The sequence below is a fragment of the Streptomyces sp. NPDC047880 genome (genome assembly GCF_040706515.1).
GTDB lineage: Bacteria > Actinomycetota > Actinomycetes > Streptomycetales > Streptomycetaceae > Streptomyces.
This window is the reverse complement of the sequence record NZ_JBEZOK010000027.1, coordinates 112242-131419: the sequence shown is the minus strand read 5'-3', so window position 1 is coordinate 131419 and position 19178 is coordinate 112242. Positions and strand designations below refer to the sequence as shown.

General features: G+C 73.0%; 20 protein-coding genes and 1 pseudogene. 8 read left to right on the top strand and 13 right to left on the bottom strand.

The genetic code is table 11. From position 1 onward, the window contains the following. Positions 1-175: 175 nt before the first annotated feature. Entirely contained in the window at positions 176-562 is a 387-nt protein-coding gene (locus tag AB0937_RS31875) for a helix-turn-helix domain-containing protein (protein WP_366716594.1), read from the bottom strand. Positions 563-665: 103 nt separating this feature from the next. On the opposite strand from AB0937_RS31875, the gene AB0937_RS31870 reads away from it, so the two are divergent. Beyond that, positions 666-1511 carry an NAD(P)H-binding protein gene (locus AB0937_RS31870; RefSeq protein WP_366716592.1) on the top strand — a complete coding sequence of 282 codons (846 nt, stop codon included), beginning with the start codon at positions 666-668 and terminating at the stop codon, positions 1509-1511. A 79-nt stretch (positions 1512-1590) separates the two neighbouring features. Here the strand turns inward: AB0937_RS31870 and dnaK are convergent, their stop codons facing one another. The 6 genes from dnaK to AB0937_RS31840 form a co-directional block, all read right to left on the bottom strand. Then, entirely contained in the window at positions 1591-3462 is a 1872-nt protein-coding gene (dnaK, locus tag AB0937_RS31865) for a molecular chaperone DnaK (RefSeq protein WP_366716590.1), read from the bottom strand. Positions 3463-3529: 67 nt separating this feature from the next. Next, positions 3530-4270, bottom strand: coding sequence for a glycerophosphodiester phosphodiesterase family protein (locus tag AB0937_RS31860; protein ID WP_366716588.1), 741 nt, complete (start codon positions 4268-4270; stop codon positions 3530-3532). Next, complete coding sequence (locus AB0937_RS31855) at positions 4267-5649, bottom strand: hypothetical protein (RefSeq protein ID WP_366716586.1); 1383 nt, start codon at positions 5647-5649, stop codon at positions 4267-4269. The genes AB0937_RS31860 and AB0937_RS31855 overlap by 4 nt, the downstream gene beginning before the upstream one ends. 122 nt (positions 5650-5771) lie before the next feature. Then, positions 5772-6200 carry an OsmC family peroxiredoxin gene (locus tag AB0937_RS31850; RefSeq protein WP_062930137.1) on the bottom strand — a complete coding sequence of 143 codons (429 nt, stop codon included), beginning with the start codon at positions 6198-6200 and terminating at the stop codon, positions 5772-5774. A gap of 263 nt (positions 6201-6463) precedes the next feature. Then, positions 6464-8539, bottom strand: a complete 2076-nt coding sequence (locus AB0937_RS31845; RefSeq protein WP_366716584.1) for a phage holin family protein — start codon at positions 8537-8539, stop codon at positions 6464-6466. Positions 8540-8652: 113 nt separating this feature from the next. Then, positions 8653-9054, bottom strand: coding sequence for a hypothetical protein (locus AB0937_RS31840; protein WP_366716582.1), 402 nt, complete (start codon positions 9052-9054; stop codon positions 8653-8655). A gap of 84 nt (positions 9055-9138) precedes the next feature. Between AB0937_RS31840 and AB0937_RS31835 the strand changes: the two genes are divergently transcribed. Next, positions 9139-9912, top strand: coding sequence for an MBL fold metallo-hydrolase (locus AB0937_RS31835; protein WP_366716581.1), 774 nt, complete (start codon positions 9139-9141; stop codon positions 9910-9912). Continuing rightward, positions 9909-10544: a VTT domain-containing protein gene (locus AB0937_RS31830; RefSeq protein ID WP_366716579.1), complete on the top strand. Its 636-nt coding sequence runs from the start codon at positions 9909-9911 to the stop codon at positions 10542-10544. The genes AB0937_RS31835 and AB0937_RS31830 overlap by 4 nt, the downstream gene beginning before the upstream one ends. 79 nt (positions 10545-10623) lie before the next feature. Here AB0937_RS31830 and AB0937_RS31825 read toward each other — a convergent pair whose 3' ends face one another. The 5 genes from AB0937_RS31825 to AB0937_RS31805 all read right to left on the bottom strand — a co-directional run bounded on the left by AB0937_RS31825 (position 10624) and on the right by AB0937_RS31805 (position 15276). Then, the gene (locus AB0937_RS31825; protein ID WP_366716577.1) at positions 10624-11676 is read right to left on the bottom strand and encodes an MBL fold metallo-hydrolase; all 1053 of its coding nucleotides are present in this window, start codon (positions 11674-11676) and stop codon (positions 10624-10626) included. After that, on the bottom strand, positions 11673-12920 hold the full coding sequence (locus AB0937_RS31820) for an aminotransferase class I/II-fold pyridoxal phosphate-dependent enzyme (RefSeq protein ID WP_366716575.1): 1248 nt from the start codon (positions 12918-12920) through the stop codon (positions 11673-11675). The genes AB0937_RS31825 and AB0937_RS31820 overlap by 4 nt, the downstream gene beginning before the upstream one ends. A 224-nt stretch (positions 12921-13144) precedes the next feature. Then, the gene (locus tag AB0937_RS31815; RefSeq protein ID WP_366716573.1) at positions 13145-13822 is read right to left on the bottom strand and encodes a hypothetical protein; all 678 of its coding nucleotides are present in this window, start codon (positions 13820-13822) and stop codon (positions 13145-13147) included. Positions 13823-14047: 225 nt separating this feature from the next. Continuing rightward, entirely contained in the window at positions 14048-14842 is a 795-nt protein-coding gene (locus AB0937_RS31810) for an RNA polymerase sigma factor SigF (RefSeq protein WP_366716571.1), read from the bottom strand. Between the two features lie 248 nt (positions 14843-15090). Then, a complete protein-coding gene (locus AB0937_RS31805; protein WP_366716569.1) occupies positions 15091-15276 on the bottom strand; it encodes a hypothetical protein in 186 nt (61 codons plus the stop codon). A gap of 158 nt (positions 15277-15434) precedes the next feature. On the opposite strand from AB0937_RS31805, the gene AB0937_RS31800 reads away from it, so the two are divergent. The 4 genes and pseudogenes from AB0937_RS31800 (at position 15435) to AB0937_RS31785 (ending at position 17658) form a co-directional block, all read left to right on the top strand. Beyond that, positions 15435-15836: a DUF2795 domain-containing protein gene (locus AB0937_RS31800; RefSeq protein WP_366716567.1), complete on the top strand. Its 402-nt coding sequence runs from the start codon at positions 15435-15437 to the stop codon at positions 15834-15836. Between the two features lie 72 nt (positions 15837-15908). Further along, positions 15909-16340, top strand: a complete 432-nt coding sequence (locus AB0937_RS31795; RefSeq protein WP_366716565.1) for a CBS domain-containing protein — start codon at positions 15909-15911, stop codon at positions 16338-16340. Further along, positions 16337-16951 (top strand): annotated as a pseudogene (locus AB0937_RS31790) (diguanylate cyclase); the annotation flags it as partial. The gene AB0937_RS31795 and the pseudogene AB0937_RS31790, both read left to right, overlap by 4 nt. A 164-nt stretch (positions 16952-17115) precedes the next feature. Beyond that, the gene (locus tag AB0937_RS31785; RefSeq protein WP_366716563.1) at positions 17116-17658 is read left to right on the top strand and encodes a type 1 glutamine amidotransferase domain-containing protein; all 543 of its coding nucleotides are present in this window, start codon (positions 17116-17118) and stop codon (positions 17656-17658) included. A gap of 67 nt (positions 17659-17725) precedes the next feature. On the opposite strand, the gene AB0937_RS31780 is transcribed toward AB0937_RS31785, so the two are convergent. After that, positions 17726-18013, bottom strand: coding sequence for a DUF6158 family protein (locus tag AB0937_RS31780; RefSeq protein WP_031118201.1), 288 nt, complete (start codon positions 18011-18013; stop codon positions 17726-17728). 64 nt (positions 18014-18077) lie between these two features. On the opposite strand from AB0937_RS31780, the gene AB0937_RS31775 reads away from it, so the two are divergent. Then, positions 18078-19178 carry a Vms1/Ankzf1 family peptidyl-tRNA hydrolase gene (locus AB0937_RS31775; protein ID WP_366716560.1) on the top strand — a complete coding sequence of 367 codons (1101 nt, stop codon included), beginning with the start codon at positions 18078-18080 and terminating at the stop codon, positions 19176-19178.

The window sequence follows — 19178 nt, the reverse complement described above, 5'->3', positions numbered from 1 at the left end:
ACCAAGCACTACTAGTGCCGCGGCAGGCAACGTTCGCCCGTGAAGGAGCGGCGTCCGGTGCGTGCTCCCGGCGTGCCGGCCGGAAGCCCTCGTACGGACGTACTCGGGCTTTCGGCCGGTGCGGCGAGAGGGCGTGCCGGGCGTCGCGACGGGGCGAACGTCGCCTGCCACGGCACTAGTTCTCGCTGTCGTAGGCGTGGCGGGCCTGCTCGACCTTCTCCAGATGGGCGGCCGACCAGTCGGCGAGGTGCGCGAAGAGCGGGGCGAGGCTGCGGCCGAGCTCGCTGATCTCGTACTCGACCCTGGGCGGGACCTCCGGGTGGTAGGTGCGCACGACCAGGCCGTCCCGCTCCAGTTGCCTCAGGCGCTGGGTCAGCACCTTCGGCGTGATCGTGCCGATGCGCCGTTCCAGCTCGACGAAGCGCTGGCGGCCGTGGGTGTGGAGCGTCCACAGGACCGGTGTGGTCCAGCGGCTGAACACGATGTCCACGACTGAGCTGATCGGGCAGGCGAGCTCCGGCACGGTCGCGGCGGACGCCGCCCCGGTCTGCTCAGCGGCCATGCGCGCCCCCTGGGGATAGTCACTTTCCTCTAGGTACCTACTATACCGACGGTGTTAGCGTCCACGACATCGGCAACCAGGCCGCAGAACAAGGGAGTTGCTCATGATCGTGGTGACCGGTGCGACCGGGAACGTGGGCCGATCACTCGTACAGGCACTCGCCGGGGCCGGCGAGAAGGTGACCGCGACCTCGCGGGGGGTCTCGGACGCGGACGTGCCGGAAGGCGTCCAGGCGCGCAGGGCCGACCTGACCGACGCCGGCAGCCTCCGTCCCGTGCTGGACGGCGCCGACGCGCTGTTCCTGCAGAACGGCGGAGCCGACGCGCACCTGCTCGACCCCGGGCAGATCCTTGACGCCGCCCGGGCCGGCGGAGTGCGGCGCGTCGTACTGCTCTCCTCCCAGGGGGTCGCGACCCGGCCGGAGTCGGTCTCCCACGGGGGCGTCGGACGGGCCATCGAGGACGCCGTGCGGCGGTCGGGCCTGGACTGGGTGATCCTGCGCCCCGGCGGTTTCGCCTCCAACGCCTACGCCTGGGCCGGTTCGGTCCGTGCCGGGCGCACCGTCGCCGCGCCGTTCGGTGACGTCGGTCTGCCCGTGATCGACCCCGACGACATCGCCGGGGTCGCCGCGGCGGCGCTGCGGGAGGACGGGCACACCGGGCAGGTCCACGAGCTGACCGGGCCCGCCCTGAGTACGCCCCGGCAACGCGCCGAGGCGCTGGCGGAGGCCCTCGGCGAACCGGTCCGCTTCGTCGAGCAGACCCGTGACGAGGCCCGTGCGCAGCTGCTGCAGTTCATGCCCGAGCCCGTGGTGGAGACGACCCTGGCCATCCTCGGCGAGCCCACGCCCGCGGAACAGCGCGTCAGCCCCGACGTGGAGCGAGTGCTGGGCCGCGCACCCCGGACCTTCACGGACTGGGCCCACCGCAACGCCGCCGCGTTCCGCTAGGCCCTCGCCATGAGCGGTTCAGCCCCGCGCGACACCGCCCACACCGCCGCGTTCCGCCGAGGCCCTCGTCATCAGCGGTTCAGCCCTGTGCGGTGCCGCCCTTCTCGTCCCGTGGGTTCTTCTCCTCGTCCACGATCTCCGCGTCGACCACGCCCTCCTCGTCGTGTGAGGTGGCCGAGGGCTCCTCGGTGGGGGGCTGCTGTGCCTGGGCGTACATCGCCTGGCCCATCTTCTGGCTGACGGTGGCGAGTTGCTCGACGCCGGCGCGCAGGGCCGCGGTGTCCGCCTGCTGTTCCAGTCGCTCCTTCACCTCGGTGACGGCCGACTCGACCTCGGATTTCGTGTCGGCCGGGACCCGGTCGCCGTTCTCGCGGAGGAAGTTCTCGGTCTGGTAGACCAGTTGCTCGGCCTGGTTGCGGGTCTCGGCGGCCTCACGGCGGGTGCGGTCCTCCTCGGCGTACTGCTCGGCCTCGCGCATCATGCGGTCGATGTCGTCCTTGGGCAGGGCCGAACCGCCGGTCACGGTCATCTTCTGCTCGCGTCCGGTCGCCATGTCCTTCGCGGAGACGTGCATGATCCCGTTGGCGTCGATGTCGAACGCCACCTCGATCTGCGGCACACCGCGCGGCGCCGGTGGCAGGCCCGTCAGGTCGAATACGCCGAGCTTCTTGTTGTACGCGGCGATCTCCCGTTCGCCCTGGTAGACCTGGATGCCGACCGAGGGCTGGTTGTCGGCGGCCGTCGTGAAGATCTCCGAACGCCGGGTCGGAATGGTCGTGTTGCGCTCGATGAGCTTCGTCATGATGCCGCCCTTGGTCTCGATGCCCAGGGACAGCGGGGTGACGTCGAGCAGCAGCACGTCCTTGACGTCGCCGCGGATGACACCCGCCTGGAGCGCCGCGCCCACGGCCACGACCTCGTCGGGGTTGACGCCCTTGTGCGGCTCCTTGCCGGTGAGTTCCTTGACCAGGTCGGTCACCGCGGGCATCCGGGTCGAGCCGCCGACGAGGATGACGTGGTCGATCGCCGAGAGCTGCACGCCGGCGTCCTTCACCGCCTGGTGGAAGGGCGCCTTGCAGCGGTCCAGCAGATCCGCGGTGAGCTCCTGGAACTGGGCCCGGGTCAGCTTCTCGTCGAGATGCAGGGGCCCTTCGGCGGAGGCCGTGATGTAGGGCAGGTTGATCGTCGTCTCCGTCGAGCTGGACAGTTCGATCTTGGCCCGCTCGGCGCCCTCACGCAGCCGCTGCACCGCCATCTTGTCGCCCGCGAGGTCGACGCCGTACTGGCCCTTGAAACGCTTGATCAGGTACTCCACGATCCGCTGGTCCCAGTCGTCACCGCCGAGGTGCGTGTCGCCGTTGGTGGCCTTCACCTCGATGACGCCCTCACCCATCTCCAGCAGCGACACGTCGAAGGTGCCGCCGCCGAGGTCGAAGACGAGGACCGTCTGGTCGTTCTCCTTGTCCAGGCCGTAGGCGAGGGCCGCGGCCGTCGGCTCGTTGATGATGCGCAGGACCTTCAGGCCCGCGATCTCACCGGCCTCCTTGGTGGCCTGCCGCTGGGTGTCGTCGAAGTAGGCGGGGACGGTGATCACCGCGTCGGTGACGTCCTCGCCGAGGTAGGACTCGGCGTCCCGCTTGAGCTTCTGCAGCACCCGCGCGGACAGCTCCTGGGCCCGGTAGCGGGTGCCGTCCACGTCGCCTTCGCCCGGGAAACGCCAGTGCGCGTCGCCCATGTACCGCTTGACCGAACGGGCGGTGCGCTCCACGTTCGTCACGGCCTGCCGCTTGGCCACCTCTCCGACGAGAACCTCGCCGTTCTTGGCGAACGCCACGACCGAGGGTGTGGTCCTGGCCCCCTCCGCGTTGGCGATGACGGTGGGCTCGCCGCCCTCCAGCACCGCGACCACCGAGTTCGTGGTTCCGAGGTCGATCCCGACCGCTCGTCCCATCGCTGTCCCCTTCCGCCAGGGCGACGACCCGTCCCACACTCCAGCACAAAACTTGAGTGCGCCGTTGTCAATGCCGCGAGGGGGTGATCGGTCCACGCAGCGCGACGGCGCGCCGGGGCCGGTCGGTGACGAGCACGTCGACGCGCGGGTGGGTGAGGAAGGACCGCATGAGGGTGTCGTCGTTGACGGTCCAGACCATGGTGAACAGGCCGTGCCGGGCCGCCTCGCGCAGCACATTGGTCCTGGCCAGCCGCTGGTGCACGGCGACGCCGTGCGCCCCGCAGGCCCGGATGCGGCGGGCCGGGAACAGCTCGCTCAGCCGGGTCCCCGGCAGCCGGGTCAGGGCGAGCTCCCTGCGGTCGCGTCCGAGGGAGAGGGCGGTGCGCACCTCGGGGAAGCCCCGGGTGACGGCCGCGACGGAGCAGTCCTCCAGCGTCGTCACGACCAGACCGTCCGCGCCCAGCAGGGCGACGGCCCGGTCGATCACCTCCCGCTCGTAGCCGGTCTCCTTGAGGTCGAGGTGGGCCACGAGTTTCCCGGCGATCAGTGCCATGACGTCGTCGACCACGGGCACGGCGTATCCGGCCCGGTCGCACAGCTCGGCGTGTGTGAGCCGCGCCAGTGGCGGTCCGGCGGGCCCGACCCGGGGGTCGTGGTAGACGACGAGGACGCCGTCCCCGGTGCGGCGGATGTCGAACTCGGCGTACTCCGCGCCGGACTCGATCGCGTCCTCGTACGCCTCCCAGGTGGCGGGTCCGGCTCGTTCGGAGCCGCCCCGGTGGGCGGAGACGGCGGGACGGGGCGTCATGGTCGTGGGTTCCCGGAGGGCGAGCGGGGCGGTGGTACGGGCGCGAAGTCGTCGGCGGGTGCGGGCAGCAGGGAGCCGGAGCGGGTGCGGACCCGTCTGAGCAGGACGTATCCGATCACGACGAGGACGACGAAGGGAAGCCAGGCCAGGGCGTAGGCCGTGCCGTAGGCGCGCAGGTCGAGGATCGAGCGGTGCTCGTCGACGTTCGTGCCGTTCACGCCGAAGAAGGCCAGCAACAGGGTCGGCGGCAGGGCGATCAGGGTGGCGGCGGCGACGAGGCCGGAGACGGTGCGGTCGCGGCGGTCGTCGCGCTCGGCCAGTTCGGCGTCCAGGGCGGCGGAGCGGGCACCGATCACCGAGGTGAGCCGCTCGACCATGCGGGCCGAGTTGTCCAGGCTGTCGCGGATGCCGAGGGCACCGCCCAGGGAGGACTGGAAGGCCTCGGTGACCATCTCGGGGATCAGCAGGCTGTCGACGTAGGCCTCCACTCCGAAGGCCAGGTCCAGCTGGAGTTCGTTGACACCGGCGGACAGCCGGGAGATCAGGGAGCGGATCTCGGTGGGCGAGTCGGTCAGGACCTGCTCGTTGGCCTTCATCATGGCGAAGGCCGCGAGACGGGTGCGCTGGAGCACCGCCAGGGCGGAGATCATGCCGACGGCGACGAGGACCAGGCCGTTCTCCACGTGCGGGGCCCAGCCGGCCTGGACGGAGACGCCCCGGCCGAGGGCGGACAGGGTGAGGCCGTGGTTCCTGAGATGGGTCGCGAGGCTCGCGTCGTAGGGGGCGGCGGGGTTCCACGTCATGCGGCCGCGGTAGACGATCTCGTTCAGCAGGATCGCCCTGCGGGCCTCGTCGGCGTTGAGCAGTTCCCGCTGTAACCGGCCGCCGGGGAAGACGAGTTGGTGCACGTTCTGGCCGAGGGCGAGCGGCCTGCCGAGCTGCGGGGCCAGGCTCTGCAGGAGCGGACGGTCGTCGAGTTCGATCCGCTGCCGGTCGAAGCAGGTGGCGGCCAGCCAGACGGCGAGGTCGCCTGCGGTGGTCTCGCCCGCGAAGGCGCAGTCCACGACGAGGGTGGCGTCGCCGCGCGGGGTGGTGACGACGAGGATCCGCAAGGACGCGAGGCCAAGGCTCTGGTCGCCGTGCGGCAGCCGCAGCCGCCGGGGCGCGACCTGTTCGTCCAGGACCGGGACGGGCAGCACATCCTGGCTGGTCATGAGGTGGGAGGCGAAACGGCCGTAGTCGTAGCGGTCGACGAGGGCGCCGAGGGCGGTGGTCCGGGGGCGGAGCCGTCCGGAGAGGCTGAACAGCAGCAGGACGCGGGTCCGGTCCCGGGTGGCGGAGTCGAGCACCGTCGCGTTCGTGGACGTTCCCGGCAGCATCGCGTTCCTTCCGGCCCGGCGTGCAAAGCGTCTGGTTCATACCCCGGCCGGGGGTGGTGAACCGACGAGGCCGCGCGGGCCGGCCCCGGTGGGCCGGCCCGCGCGACGGGTGGTGCGGCAGGTCAGGCGAGCTTGGCGGTCAGCGTGATGGGCGTGGCCTTGAGGGCCTGGCTGACCGGGCAGCCGACCTTGGCCTCGTCGGCGGCGGCCTGGAAGGCCGCCTCGTCGATGCCGGGGACGGTGCCCTCGACGGTGAGGTGGATGCCGGTGATGCCCTCACCGGGCTGGAAGGAGACGTCGGCCGAGGTGATGAGCTTGGTGGGCGGCGTCCCGGCCTTGTTGAGGATGTTGGAGAAGGCCATGGAGAAGCAGCTGGAGTGGGCGGCCGCGATCAGCTCCTCGGGGCTGGTCTTGCCGTTCGCCTCCTGGGCGCGCGAGGCCCACGTGACCGGCTGCTCGCCGATGGCACCGGAGGAGTCGAAGGTGACGACGCCGTTGCCCTCGAGCAGGTTGCCTTCCCAGACCGTGTGTGCGGAGCGCGTGGTAGCCACGAGTTCTTCCTTTCGCGTGCGGACTCGCGTGCGGGCCCGTCTCCGGGCCCCGTGTCCCCCATCCGATCACACTACGGCTCAACTCACGCGGAAGACCGGTCCTCTGGGGCGGTGTGCGTACGGCCCGGCGGGCGGGGCGCTGCCGGGCGCTGGGCGTACGGCCCGGTGGCCGAGGCGCTGCCGGGCGCTGGGCGTACGGCCCGGTGGCCGAGGCGCTGCCGGGCGCTGGGCGTACGGCCCGGTGGCCGGGGCGCTGCCGGTGGTCAGGCGGCGTGCTCCTCCTCGGTGGCCGTCAGCGGGACCTGCGGTCCGTTCGCCTCGCGCAGCCAGCGCCGCAGGACCCGGTGCACGTGCTCGGCGCCGACGAGTTCTTCGCCGTCGCCGACCGGTGCGGAGACGCCGAGCGGGGACAGCAGGAAGGGTCTGCCCTGAGCCCCGCCGAGGCCGCCGTGGGAGCCGATCTGCTCTTCGAAGGCGAGGACTTCGCCGTCGGCCGGGTCGTGGAAGGAGTTGACCATGATGTCGGCGGTGTGCGGGAAGGAGTGCGTCCGGCGTATGGCGTCGGCGGCGCCCGGGCCGAAGGGGGCGAGCGGGCCCGGGTTGTCGTCGAGGTCGGCCAGCGGGATCTCGGCGCCGTACGCGCCGAGGACGACACCGCCGTGCGTGTCGCTGCGGACCAGCAGGAAGCCGACCCCGGGGTGGTTGGCGAGGGTCGGCAGCAGCGCGGGGTGACGGGCGTCGATCTCCTCCTTGCTCATCCGGTGCTGGACGTCCGGGAAGGAGACCAGGCCGAGGTTTCCGGAGGCCAGCACGATCGGCTCGGAGCCGCGCGCCGGGCGGTGCTGCTCGCCGGCCTCCGCGACGGGGAAGCGCAGCGCTGCGCGCACGGCGGCGCGGGCCTCGGCGCCGCTGCGGGTGCGCTCCGCCTTGCGTGGCACGGGCATGCCGCAGCCGGCCCGCACCAGGTTGCCGAGCGTGAGGCCGTAGCGGGAGCGGAAGGTCTCGCCGGGGCTCTGGCCGTGGTCGGACAGCACGACGATCCGGTACGGGCGCGGGGCGTGCTCGGCGACGTTCTCGATCAGGGCGAGCGAGCGGTCGAGGCGTTCGAGGACCTTCTGCGCGTCGCGGCTCGCCGGGCCGGAGTGGTGGGCGACCTCGTCGTAGGCCACCAGGTCGGCGAAGACGGCCGTACGGCCGACGAGCATGTCGCCCGTGACGGCGGCGACGACGACGTCCCGCTCGACGACCGTCGCGAAGGCCCGGACAAGGGGGTAGAGGCCGCCGCGGGAGACGCGCGGGCGCTGTCTGCGCAGGCGCGCCCGGGTGGACTGGCCGATCTCGCGGCCGACCTCGGCGATGAAGGAGAGCGCTGTGCGCACGGCGTTGGCCGGGTCGGAGAAATAGGCGAAGTAGCCGGCGCGGGAGCGGTTCTCGCGGCTGCGTCTGCGGGCCGCGATGGACAGCACGAGGGCCTGCTGCTCGGCACCGCCGCTGAACAGATTGCCGCGGCTGGCCCCGTCGACGGCGAGCAGCCCGTTGTGTCCCGCGTGCTCGACTGCCCGGCGCTGCAGTTCGGCGGCGCTGGTCGGGCGGTTGCAGACGACCACCTCGCGGGTGTCCTTCTCGTACCAGCGGAACGCGGGAATGTCGTGGTTGCTGCCGTGCAGGATGCCGAGCTGGCTGGCGCCGGTCTGGCTGGACCAGTCGGTGCGCCAAGGGGTGAGCCGATGGGTGGGGCGGCCGCCGTCACCGATGTCGAGCCAGCGGGCGACGGTGGGCATCAGGCCCTTGCCGACCGCGTCGAGCAGGGTGTCGTGGCCGACGCCGTCGAGCTGCACGAAGACCGTGCCGGGGCCGGCGGGTGAGGGCGGTGCGGAGCGGCGGCGGCGGTCGGAGAGGCGGTACAGCCTGCGGCGGTAGGCGTCGTCGTCGCGCACGGCCAGGGCGGCGCCGGTCGCGGACGCCACGGCGGACATCACGGCGGCGACCACGACGGCGGTCTCGGGCGCGGCGGCGCCGCGCTCGGCGGGGTTGAGGTGCAGGGCGAGCAGCAGCAGGGCGCCGTTGAGGAAGAACACCAGCAGCCCCAGCACCAGCGCGGGTACGAGGAGCAGCAGCCGCACGAGCAGCGGCCACACCAGGGCCGACAGCAGACCGAAGGCGCCTGCCCCGAAGGCCGCCGTGACGGCTATGTCCGTCGCGCTGTCGCCGTTCTCCGAGCGGAGCCGGAAGTCCGGGAGGATTCCGGCGAGCACGAGCATGGTGACGGTGGAGACCGCCCACACGGCGACGCTCCGCCCCACCTGACTGGCGACCCGCCGCCACCGCACGCCCCGCACGCCCCGCCACCTCACGTCCCTGGCCCGCGGAAGCCGCGGGTCCTCCCCCACAGTGTCTCAACGCCCGGTCGCGCCGTTTCGTCCCCAGGCCGCACACCGGTGAGGGGACGGCGTCAGCGCCCGTCGTAGCCGGCCGTGGGCATCGACAGCCGCCGGTGCACGCACGCCTTCATCGCCGCGTCGTACGCAGGCTCCGCATGCCCCACCGTCTCCACGCGTACACCGCGCCGGGCGCATTCGGCGGTGAACTCCTCGACGGAGGCGAGCGCGCTCTCCAGGACCCGCCGGCTGGGCGCGACGAACAGGTCGAGGCCGGGCCGGACCCCGTCCCACAGGGCGCCGTGGTCGGGGCGCAGCCCCCGGACCAGTAACTCCCGGCTGACCACGTAGCCCCGCTCGGCGGCCCAGCGGGCGCACATCGCGTGCTGACTGCGGGAGTCGACGAGGAACGGATCGTCGTCCAGCTCCTCCAGCGGCGTCAGACTCGCGATCGCCGTGACCCGCACCAGCACCATGGCGTCCCCCCTCACCTCCGGTTTCGCCGCCGACCCTACTCCTGCACGTAGGCTTCGGGGGAGTCGCGCGAAGGAGGCAAAGAAGTGCCGGTGGAGATCACCTGGTGGGGTCACGCCACTTGCACCGTGGAGGACTCGAACGTACGCGTGCTCACGGATCCCCTGTTCGCGCGCCGGCTCGCACACCTGCGCCGCCGGCGCGGGGTCCTGCCGCCTCCGGGCGCCCCGCGCGCGAATGTGGCGCTGGTGTCGCATCTGCACGCCGACCACCTGCACGTGCCGTCGCTGATGCGCCTCGACGAGGGCACGCGCCTGCTCGTGCCCCGGGGCGCGCGCCGGGCGGTGCCGGGTCTGCGCCGGCTCACGCACCTGCGGGTGAGCGAGGTGGCTCCCGGGGACGAGCTCCCGGTCGGCGACGTCGTCGTACGGGCCGTGCCCGCGCGGCACGACGGGCGGCGGCTGCCGTTCGGACCGCACCGCTCCCCCGCGCTCGGCTATGTCATATCCGGCGAGGCCCGGACGTACTTCGCCGGGGACACGGGCCTGTTCGACGACATGGCCGAGGAGGTCGGTCCGATCGAGGTGGCGTTGCTGCCGGTGGGCGGCTGGGGGCCGTACCTGGGCGAGGGGCACCTGGACGCGGGCCGGGCGGCACAGGCGCTGGCACGGCTGGCGCCGCGCAGTGCGGTGCCGGTGCACTACGGCACCTACTGGCCGATCGGCATGGACGCCGTGCGCCCCCACGAGTTCCACGCGCCGGGGGACGAGTTCGTCCGGCTGGCGGCCCGGCACGCGCCGGCGGTGTCGGTGCACCGGCTCGGGCACGGGGAGAGCGTGCGCCTCGAGGCCGCGCGGTGAGCTGGTCCGCGCCTGTGGCGCTCGCGGCGTCGGCCGTCACACCGGCGGCCCTGGTCCCGGAGTCCACACAGCAGGCGATCGGCTATCCGACGCTCTTCGCGCTGGTGCTGGCCGGGGCGCTGGTGCCGGTGATTCCGACCGGCGCGCTGGTGAGTTCGGCGGCGGTGGTCGCCGTGCACCGGACGGCGCCGTTCTCGCTGGCGATGGTGTTCGTGACGGCGTCACTGGCGGCGTTCCTGGGCGATGCGGCGCTGTACTGGCTTGGGCGGCGCGGACTGAGGTCGAAGAACGGGTCGAGGTGGCTGGAGGCGATCCGGTCGCGTGCGCCGGAGGACCGGCTGGAGCAGGCGCAGGAGAAACTCGCCGCGCACGGGGTGGCAGTGCTGGTGCTGTCCCGGCTGGTGCCGGCGGGGCGCATACCGGTGATGCTGGCCTGTCTGCTGGCGGAGTGGCCGCTGCGGAGGTTCTCCCGGGGCAACCTGCCGGCGTGTCTGGCCTGGGCCGCGACGTACCAGGTGATCGGCATCCTCGGGGGGGCGCTGTTCGCCGAGCCCTGGCAGGGCGTGCTGGCGGCGATCGTGCTGACCGTGCTGATCAGCGCGGTGCCGGCGGTGGTGCGGCGGGTGCGGTAGCGCCGTGGGGGTCGCGGTCGTCTCCCGGGGCGCGGGTGCGTGGTGGTTCTTCGCGCAGTTCCCCGCGCCCCTAGCACATCTACAGCACCTTTGACGCGCCGACCGGCATGTCCCACAGGTTCTCCCGGGGCAGGCCCGACTTCTCCCAGGCCGCGCGTACGCGCGTGAGCGGCTCCAGGACCGGCTCGGCCGACAGGACGAACGTGGCCCAGTGCATGGGCGCCATCCTGGTCGCGCCCAGGTCCTGGGCCGCGCGGACCGCTTCCTCCGGGTCGCAGTGCACGTCATGGAGCCACCAGCGGGGGTCGTAGGCGCCGATGGGCAGCAGGGCCAGGTCGATGCCGGGGTAGCGGCGGCCGATGCGGGAGAACCAGTGGCCGTAGCCCGTGTCCCCCGCGAAGTAGACGCGCCGGCCGTCCCGGTCGGTGAGGACCCAGCCGCCCCACAGGCTGTGGCAGGTGTCGGTGAGGGTGCGCTTGGACCAGTGGTGGGAGGGGACGAAGTCGAAGCGCACGCCGTCCAGTTCGGCCGCCTCCCACCAGTCGAGCTCCGTCACGCGCGTGAACCGGCGGCGGTGGAACCAGCGGGCGAGTCCGGCCGGGACGAACACCGGGGTGTCGCGCGGGAGCCGGCGCAGCGTGGGGGCGTCCAGGTGGTCGTAGTGGTTGTGGCTGATGACGACGGCGTCGACGCGCGGCAGGTCTTCCCAGGGGACGCCCACGGGGGTGATGCGGGCGGGGGTGCCGAGGATGCGGCGGGACCACACCGGGTCGGTGAGGACCGTCAGTCCGCCGATCCGGAGCACCCAACTGGCGTGCCCCGCCCAGGTGACAGCGACGGTGCGGGCGTCGACGCGGGGCAACGGGGCCGGGGCGTAGGGCAGCCGGGGGATGTCGGCGAGGCCCTGCGGGCCGGGTCTGACCGCGCCTTCGCGGGCGAAGCGGGCCATGGCCTTCAGGCCGGGAAGCGGTGCGGTCAGCCGGTCGTGGAAGGTGCGCGGCCATACCCGGCGCTCGGCGAGGGGGCGGGGTTCGGCCAGGGGCGGGTACGGGGGTGCGACGGGCGACGGGAGCGCGGGCTCGCCGGCGGCCCGGGCGGTCGCGCTGGTGGTCGACTCGGACTGCTGCGTCATCGAGGAGGCTCCCATCGCTGGGCGTCGTCGCGGAGATCGTCGAAGACCGACTTCAGTCGCATCAACGCGTCGTGCACGTGCGGCAGTTCCAACGGTGTGGGCGAGGTGAGGCATTCCGCGCGTTCGGTGTCGGAGCCGGCCACCAGCGCGCCGGTGGAGAGCCGCACGCGCGGGGCTTCGAGGTCGTCGCCGAAGCGGTGGCCCCCCGGGGCGGGCATGCCGAGGCGTGCGGTGAGGAAGTCCTCCAGTTCCTGAGCGTCACTCACTCCGTGCGAGGTCAGCGCGGGGCGCAGCGGGGCCAGGTCCACGTACAGGTGGCGGCCGGACCGCGGGGGCCGGGCGAGGGCGCCCGCGGCGACGACGGCGGAGTGCGCCTCGGCGGCCAGGAGCGCGTGCAGGCGCATGCCGGCCGCCACGCGCGCGGTGACGGGCTCTGGCTCCCCCAGGGCGTACCCGGCAGCCGCGGCGACGGGCGCGGCGACCCGGGCGTCGAGGGCGGTGAGGATGTCGAGGACGCGCGCGTGCAGACCGCCGCCGTCCTCCCCGGCGGGGAAGCGGGCCACGGCGGCCGGCCAGCCGGGCGGAAGCAGGGCCCCGGCCAGGTCGGTGACGACGGTGACCCGGTCGGGCACCATCTCGGCGGGGCTGAGCAGCACCGTCTCGCGCGGGTCGTGCAGGGTGTCGCGCCAGGTCTCGTCGCTGACCAGGTGCAGGCCGGCCCCCTGGGCGGCCTCGACGGTCTCGTGGAGCAGTTCCGGAGGGGCGACGGTCGCGGTGGGATCGTCGGCGACGGACAGCACGAGCAGCCGCGGGTCGCCGCCCTCGTCGCGCACCCGGCGCACGGTCTCCAGCAGGGCGTAGGGGTCGGGCACACCGCCGCTCTCCGGCGGGGTCGGCACGTGGAAGGCGGGGCGGCCCAGCAGCCGTGCGTACGGCGCCCACCAGGCGGCGCAGGGTCTCGGTACGAGGACGTCCCCGTCGAGGGCCGCGGTGAGGGCCAGCAGCAGTGCGGGCGAGCCGTGGGCGGCGGCCACCCGGTCCGGGGCGCAGTGCAGTCCGCGCCGGTCCCAGTAGCCGCAGGCGGCCTCGCGCAGTGCCCGGCCGCCGCCGACCGGCTCGTGGCCGCCACGGGACGCCGCGGCGGCCAGCACCGCGGACAGTTCCGGCAGGACGGGCAGCCCGTCGTCGGGGAGCGGCGGCCCGAACCGGACGGGGCCGTGACCTTCCGGGGCCGTCCGCCGCATCCGTACCTCCGCAGTGCCAGTGGCTGGTGCCGCCGTGTCGTGCCGCCCCGGCGCGTGCGCCGTCCGTGCTCCGTGGTCCGTTCGGTGCGGCGCGTGCCCTCGGCCACCGAGTACCCAGGGCGCCGCCGCCCCATGGGCGCCCGGCGGGTTGTGACGGTCACAGCATGAGCGGGCCCTGCCGGGGAAGCCGTGGCCCTCCGGGGCGGTGGACCGGGCCCGGCGGGTCAGCGGTGGGGGTCGCTCCGCCGGTTGCGCAGCCGGTGCACGGCGGCTCCGAACGCGCCCGCGATCATCACGCCGCCCGCGGCCAGCGCCGGTACGGAGTCGGTGAAGGCACCGCCGTCACCGGCCCGCACTCCGCGTTGCACCGGCGCCTCGCCGCACTCGGTGTGCCACGTCTCGCGGTGGTGCGAGGGTTCGGGACAGGGTTTGTGGCTGGTTGGGTGCGTGGGCTTGTGCGACGGCTTGCCGGGACCGGAGCCGTGGGTCACGGTGAACGTCGCGCTCCACGGCTTGCCCTCGCCACCGGGGGCTGCCGGGCAGGTGCCGTCGACGGTCCACGCCGAGTCCTCCCCCGTGGCGTCCGGGTCACCCTCGAAGTTCTCCGCGGGGGCGATGAGGGCCGTGCCCCGGTAGGCCGGGCCGGAGATCTCGTCGTCGTTGCCGGTGACCCGTTGCAGGGGCACCGTGCCCTCGTCGAAGGCCTGCGAGGTGGCGTCGATGCTGTCGGGCGGCGGCCCCCCGGTGGGGTCGCAGCTGACCGAGACGGTGAGCGTGTCTCCGGGCCGGACGGTGGCGGGACTGACCTCGGCGGCCGGTTCGGAGAACTCGGCCGGCGCGAAACCCACCAGGGCCGAGCCGGCCAGGACGGTGACGGACAGGGCGTACAGGCTGCGGCGCATCGAGGGGACTCCTTCGGTGGTCATACCCCTCTGCCATGACAGCCAGGCCGCCATGGCGCCGCGCGCGGCGCGGCCCCATTGGCGGGACAGTGCCACTCAACCGAGTGAATCGGAGCGCGCCGGGGGCGCGGGGACCGAGCGCCCGGGGACGCGGGGAACGGCGCGACAAGCCGCATCAGGCCCGCACCCGCACGACCGCGTCACCAACCTGTCCGAACAGCACACCTAGGCGACGTCCCGCATCACCTGCTCCCGCACCCGCCCGCAGCACCGGCTGATCAGCCGGGAGACGTGCATCTGCGAGATCCCCAGCTCCTCGGCGATCCGGCTCTGCGTCATGTCCCCGAAGAACCGCATGTAGAGAATGGCCCGTTCCCGCTCGGGCAGGGCGGCCAGCCGGGCCTTCACGGACTCGCGGTCGACGACCGTGTCCAGGGCCGGGTCGGTGGATCCGAGCGCGTCGCTCAGGGAGTACCCGTCATCGCTGCCGGGCAGCTCCGCGTCCAGGGACAGCGCGGTGAAGCTCTCCAGCGCCTCCAGGCCGGCCCGGACGTCCTCCTCGCTCATCTTCGTGTGCTCGGCGAGTTCGGCCACGGTGGGCTGCCGGCCGGAGACGGTCTGGGACAGCTCCTGGCCGGCGACGCGGACGCGGTTGCGCAGGTCCTGGACGCGGCGGGGTACGTGCAGGGTCCACATGTGGTCCCGGAAGTGCCGCTTGATCTCGCCGGTGATGGTCGGCACGGCGTAGCTCTCGAAGGCGTTGCCGCGTTCGGGGTCGTACCGGCTGACGGCCTTGACGAGGCCGAGGGCGGCGACCTGGCGCAGGTCCTCGAAGCTCTCGCCGCGGCTGCGGAAGCGCCCGGCGAGGCGGTCCGCCATGGGCAACCAGGCCTCGACGATCTCGTCGCGGAGCGCGTCACGCTCCGGGCTGACGGGCATGGAGGCGAGCCTGCGGAAGGCCTCGGCGGTGTCGGGGGCGTCGTCGTGGGGGTGCTGCTTGGCGCTGCTTCGGGTCGGCATGATACGTCGCAATTCCCTTGGGAGTGCTCGGGGCTGGACGGTCACCGTGGAAGAGCATCCGCTGTGGGACAGGGGGGCTCGGTGGCGGCGCGCGACGCCGCTTCCACGGGCGTGCCTCCTGTCCGAAGCACTGAGGGGCGCCTGCCCCCGGCCCCCACCCGCAAACCGGGAGAGGACTCCGTCCTGCGCGACGAACTGCCGTACGGCAGCGGCTCGATCGGCCTGCCGGGCCGCATGTGCGGAAGGTCTCAGGGCGAAGGGGCGGGAGTTCCTGCCGGAGCGGGCGAGGAGGCGACCACCGTGCCCGCGGACGGAACGGCGGCCGGCTGACTCCGGCCGGGGTCCTTCTGTGGCAGCAGCAGCTCCTCGTAGCGGCCCAGCACCAGCACCACTCCGAGCATGAGCAGCGGTATGAGCACAGCGAGCAACGCCATGACGTGTCCTTCCCCAGGGAGGTGTGGGGGGTGTGATCCGGGTCTCCCGCAGGGCATGGCGCAAACCGATAGGGCGGCGGCGATCGGGCTGACGCAGCCCGTGTCGCCCCGCGGTGTTCGGGTACGCGGTGCGGGCCCCCGAACGTCTGGAGGGAGACATGCAGCGAGGAAGCGACCGGCTGAGCGTCCACCGGGACGACGAGATGAAGCACGAACTGCAGGGGCTGCTCAGGTCCGGGCACCCCACCCGCAGTGAGGAGTGGCACGACCCGGAGCCGGCCGCCGAGGACGACCCCGCGGTCGCCCACGGGCCGGTGACGCCGAGCCGTGCGCCGACGTCACTGGAGTCGGTCCGGCTGGAACTGGCCCGGATCCTGGGCCGCAAGGCGTTCCCGGCGAGTCCTCGGGAACTGACCCGCGAGCTGCGCGGGCACCAGGCGCCCGACGTCCTCGTCGAGGCACTGGAGGGCCTGCCCCGCCAGGAGCGCTACAGCAATGTCCAGGAGCTGGCCCAGGCCCTGATCCGGGCTCGTGAGACCGGGCCGGAGGAGTACGCGTAGGGACCGCGGTGGGGGCGCCGCGCAATGCCGCGGCGCCCCCGCCGGCCTGGAAACGGAGGGGAGGGCCGAGTGATGGCCGCATACGTCAAGGACGTGATGACGGCGGGTGTGGTGGCCGTGCGCCCGGATGCCTCACTCGTCGAGGCGGCGCAGCTGATGCGCTCGCAGAACATCGGCGACGTGGTGGTGGCCGAGGGCCAGGACGTGATGGGTGTGCTCACCGACCGTGACATCACCGTACGGGCCGTCGCGGACGGCGCAGACCCGATGACGGTCAGCGTCCGGGCCGTGTGCACGAGTGATCCGGTGACGGTGACGCCCGACGACCGGGTGGCGACCGCGGTGACGCTGATGCGCGAGCACGCGGTACGCCGGCTGCCGGTGGTGGAGAACGGGCTGCCCGTCGGGATGGTCAGCTTGGGTGACGTGGCCGAGGTCGAGGATCCCGCGTCGGCGCTCGCGGACATCAGCAGGGCCGAGCCCGACAGCCGGGGTGACGCATGAGCACGGACCGGGCCCGGCAGATCAGCGCCTCCGGCATCACCGTCGACGTCGGTGACGCCACGACCCGTTATCTGCTCTACGGACTGCTGCCCGGCTGGTTCGTGCCGGGTGTGGCCGACTGGGTGATGCACCGGCGGACCCGCATCGAGGACACCGCGGGCACCAAGGAGTCCCTGATCCACTCGCTGATGATGGCCGAGGTGGGCGTCCCGATCGCGCTGACGCTGCGCTACGAGGTCAATCCGCTGCTGCTGAGCGTGCAGCTGGGCGGGGCCGCGGTGCATGAGGCGACGGCCCTGTGGGACGTCCGTACGGCCGTCGAAAGCGAGCGCGAGGTCAAGCCGGTCGAGCAGCACATCCACAGCTTTCTGGAGTCCCTGCCGTTCGGGGCACTGGCCGCCCTGATGTGCCTGCACGCCGATCAGGTCAAGTCACTGCTGCGCGGCGGCAGGGGCAATCCCGACGCGTGGCGGCTGGTGCCCCGCAGGCGGCCGCTGTCGCGCGGCTACCTGGCGGGCATCGCGGCCGCCATCGGCACGTGCGTGCTGCTGCCGTACGGCGAGGAACTGCTGCGCTGCGTGCGCGCGGGCCGCAGGCGCAGGAAGAACGCGCGGAACGAGCACCGCGGCGACCACGGGACCCGCGGGAACAACGCCACCCACGGCAACAACGAAGACCACGAGAACCACGCACAGCACGAGGACTACGAGAACGACGCGTGGGGCGACGCGGCGCACGGGAGCGCCGCTCGCTCCGGGAAAGGACGTTGAGCATCATGCGCATCGCGTTTCTGGTCGCACCCGAGGGCGTCGAGCAGATCGAGCTGACCGATCCGTGGCAGGCGGCGAAGGACGCCGGTCACGAACCCGTGCTGGTGTCGACGCAGCAGGGCGAGATCCAGGCCTTCAACCACCTCGACAAGGCGGACACCTTCCCGGTGGACGAGGTCGTGGGCGACACCGCACCGGACTCGTTCGGTGCGCTCGTGCTGCCGGGCGGCGTCGCCAACCCGGACTTCCTGCGGATGGACGACAAGGCCGTCGCCTTCGTCCGGGACTTCTTCGAGCACGGCCGGCCCGTGGCGGCGATCTGCCACGCGCCGTGGACGCTGGTCGAGGCGGACGTCGTGCGCGGCCGGGTCCTCACCTCGTGGCCGAGCCTGCGGACGGACATCCGCAACGCGGGCGGCACCTGGGTCGACCAGCAGGTGCAGGTCTGTGACCACGGGGCGAACAAGCTGGTCACCAGCCGTAAGCCGGACGATCTGAAGGCGTTCTGCGAGACCTTCCTGGAGGTGTTCGCGCAGGAGAACGCCTGACCGGATCCCGGCAGGGCTCCGGTCACGTCTTCGGGGCGTGGGAGAGCCGGTGTTCCCTTCGAGGGGCTCAGGTGCCGGGGGTGGTGGGGGTCGCCGACTCCCCGCTCCCCCGCTCCCGGGCCCCTTCGCGTGTGCGGCCCGCGGCGACCGGGCGGCGGGGGTTGCGGCGCAGGTACTCGCCCTCGAGCTGCGCCATGCGCTCGTTGTGGGCGCGCAGCGCGTCGTTCGAGCCGTAGAGCAGTGTGTCGTGGCGCGTGCGGTGGATGGTCTCCAGCTCTTTCATGAGCTGCTGGTCGTCCAGCCGGTCAGGGTCCACTCCGGTCATTGTGTCGCCCCGTTCGTCGTGTTCGTTCATGCGGCCCGGGTACCCGCCCTCGGAGCAACTGAGCACTACCCCCGAGCGGCATCCGGGAGGAACCATGGATCTCGCCTTTCTGCACCCACTGTACGAACACCCCGGGCCTTGGGCCTCCGTGTACGTCGGCACCTCACGGCACACGGAGGGCACTCCGCACGAGCGGGAGCTGACGGCCCAGGCGATGGCCAGGTCGCTGGCCGAGCAGGGGGCGGACGAGGCGACGTGCCAGGCCGTGCGGAGCGCGATCGAGGATCTGAGGCACTCCTCCGAACCGCACGGCCGGGCCCTGTTCGCGCGGGCCGGCGAGGTCGTCCTGGACCCGCCGCTGGTCCGTCCCCCGCAGGGCGGTGACTGGGCCGAATGGGCGCCGCTGCCGCGGGTCGCGCCGCTGCTGGAGCTGGCCGGGGAGGACCCGGTGTGCGTGGTGGCGTACGTCGACCGCAAGGGCGCGGACTTCGAGCTGCGCAGCTCGCTGGGCCGGGAGGACGCCGGGAGCGTCACCGGGCGGCAGTGGCCGGTGCACCGGACGAGCTCCGTGGACTGGTCCGAGCGGCATTTCCAGCTGCGGGTGGAGAACACCTGGGAGCACAACGCCGCGGAGATCGCCGACGCGCTCGCCGTGTGCCAGGAGGAGACCAAGGCCGACCTGCTGATCCTCGTCGGCGACGACCGGGAGCGGCGGTCCGTGCACGAGCACCTGCCCAAGCGGCTGCACGGCCTGGTGGTGGAGGCGCCGCACGGCACCGGCAGCCGGCTGCTCGACGAGGACGTGGAGCGGGCCAGGGCCGAGCACATGGGGCGGCAGGCGGAGGCGGAACTGGAACGCTTCCGTGCCGCCCGCACGCCGGACGACGAGGGCCGGGCCGGGGCCGTCGAGGGCGTGCCCGCCCTGGTCGACGCGGCGCGCGAGCACCGCATCGACGAGCTGCTGATCAGGGTGGACGGACCCGACGCACACCGTGAGGTGTGGATCGGGGAGGACCCCGACCAGCTGGCGGTGCGTCGTACGGACCTGAAGGTCCTGGGCGAGCAGCACTCGTGGCCGGCCCGGGCCGACGACGCGCTGATCCGCTCCGCGGTGGCCACGGACGCGCCGGCGCTGTCGGTCTCCGAACGCGAGGTCCCCGTGGGCGGCCTCGGAGCGCTGCTGCGCTGGAAGTGA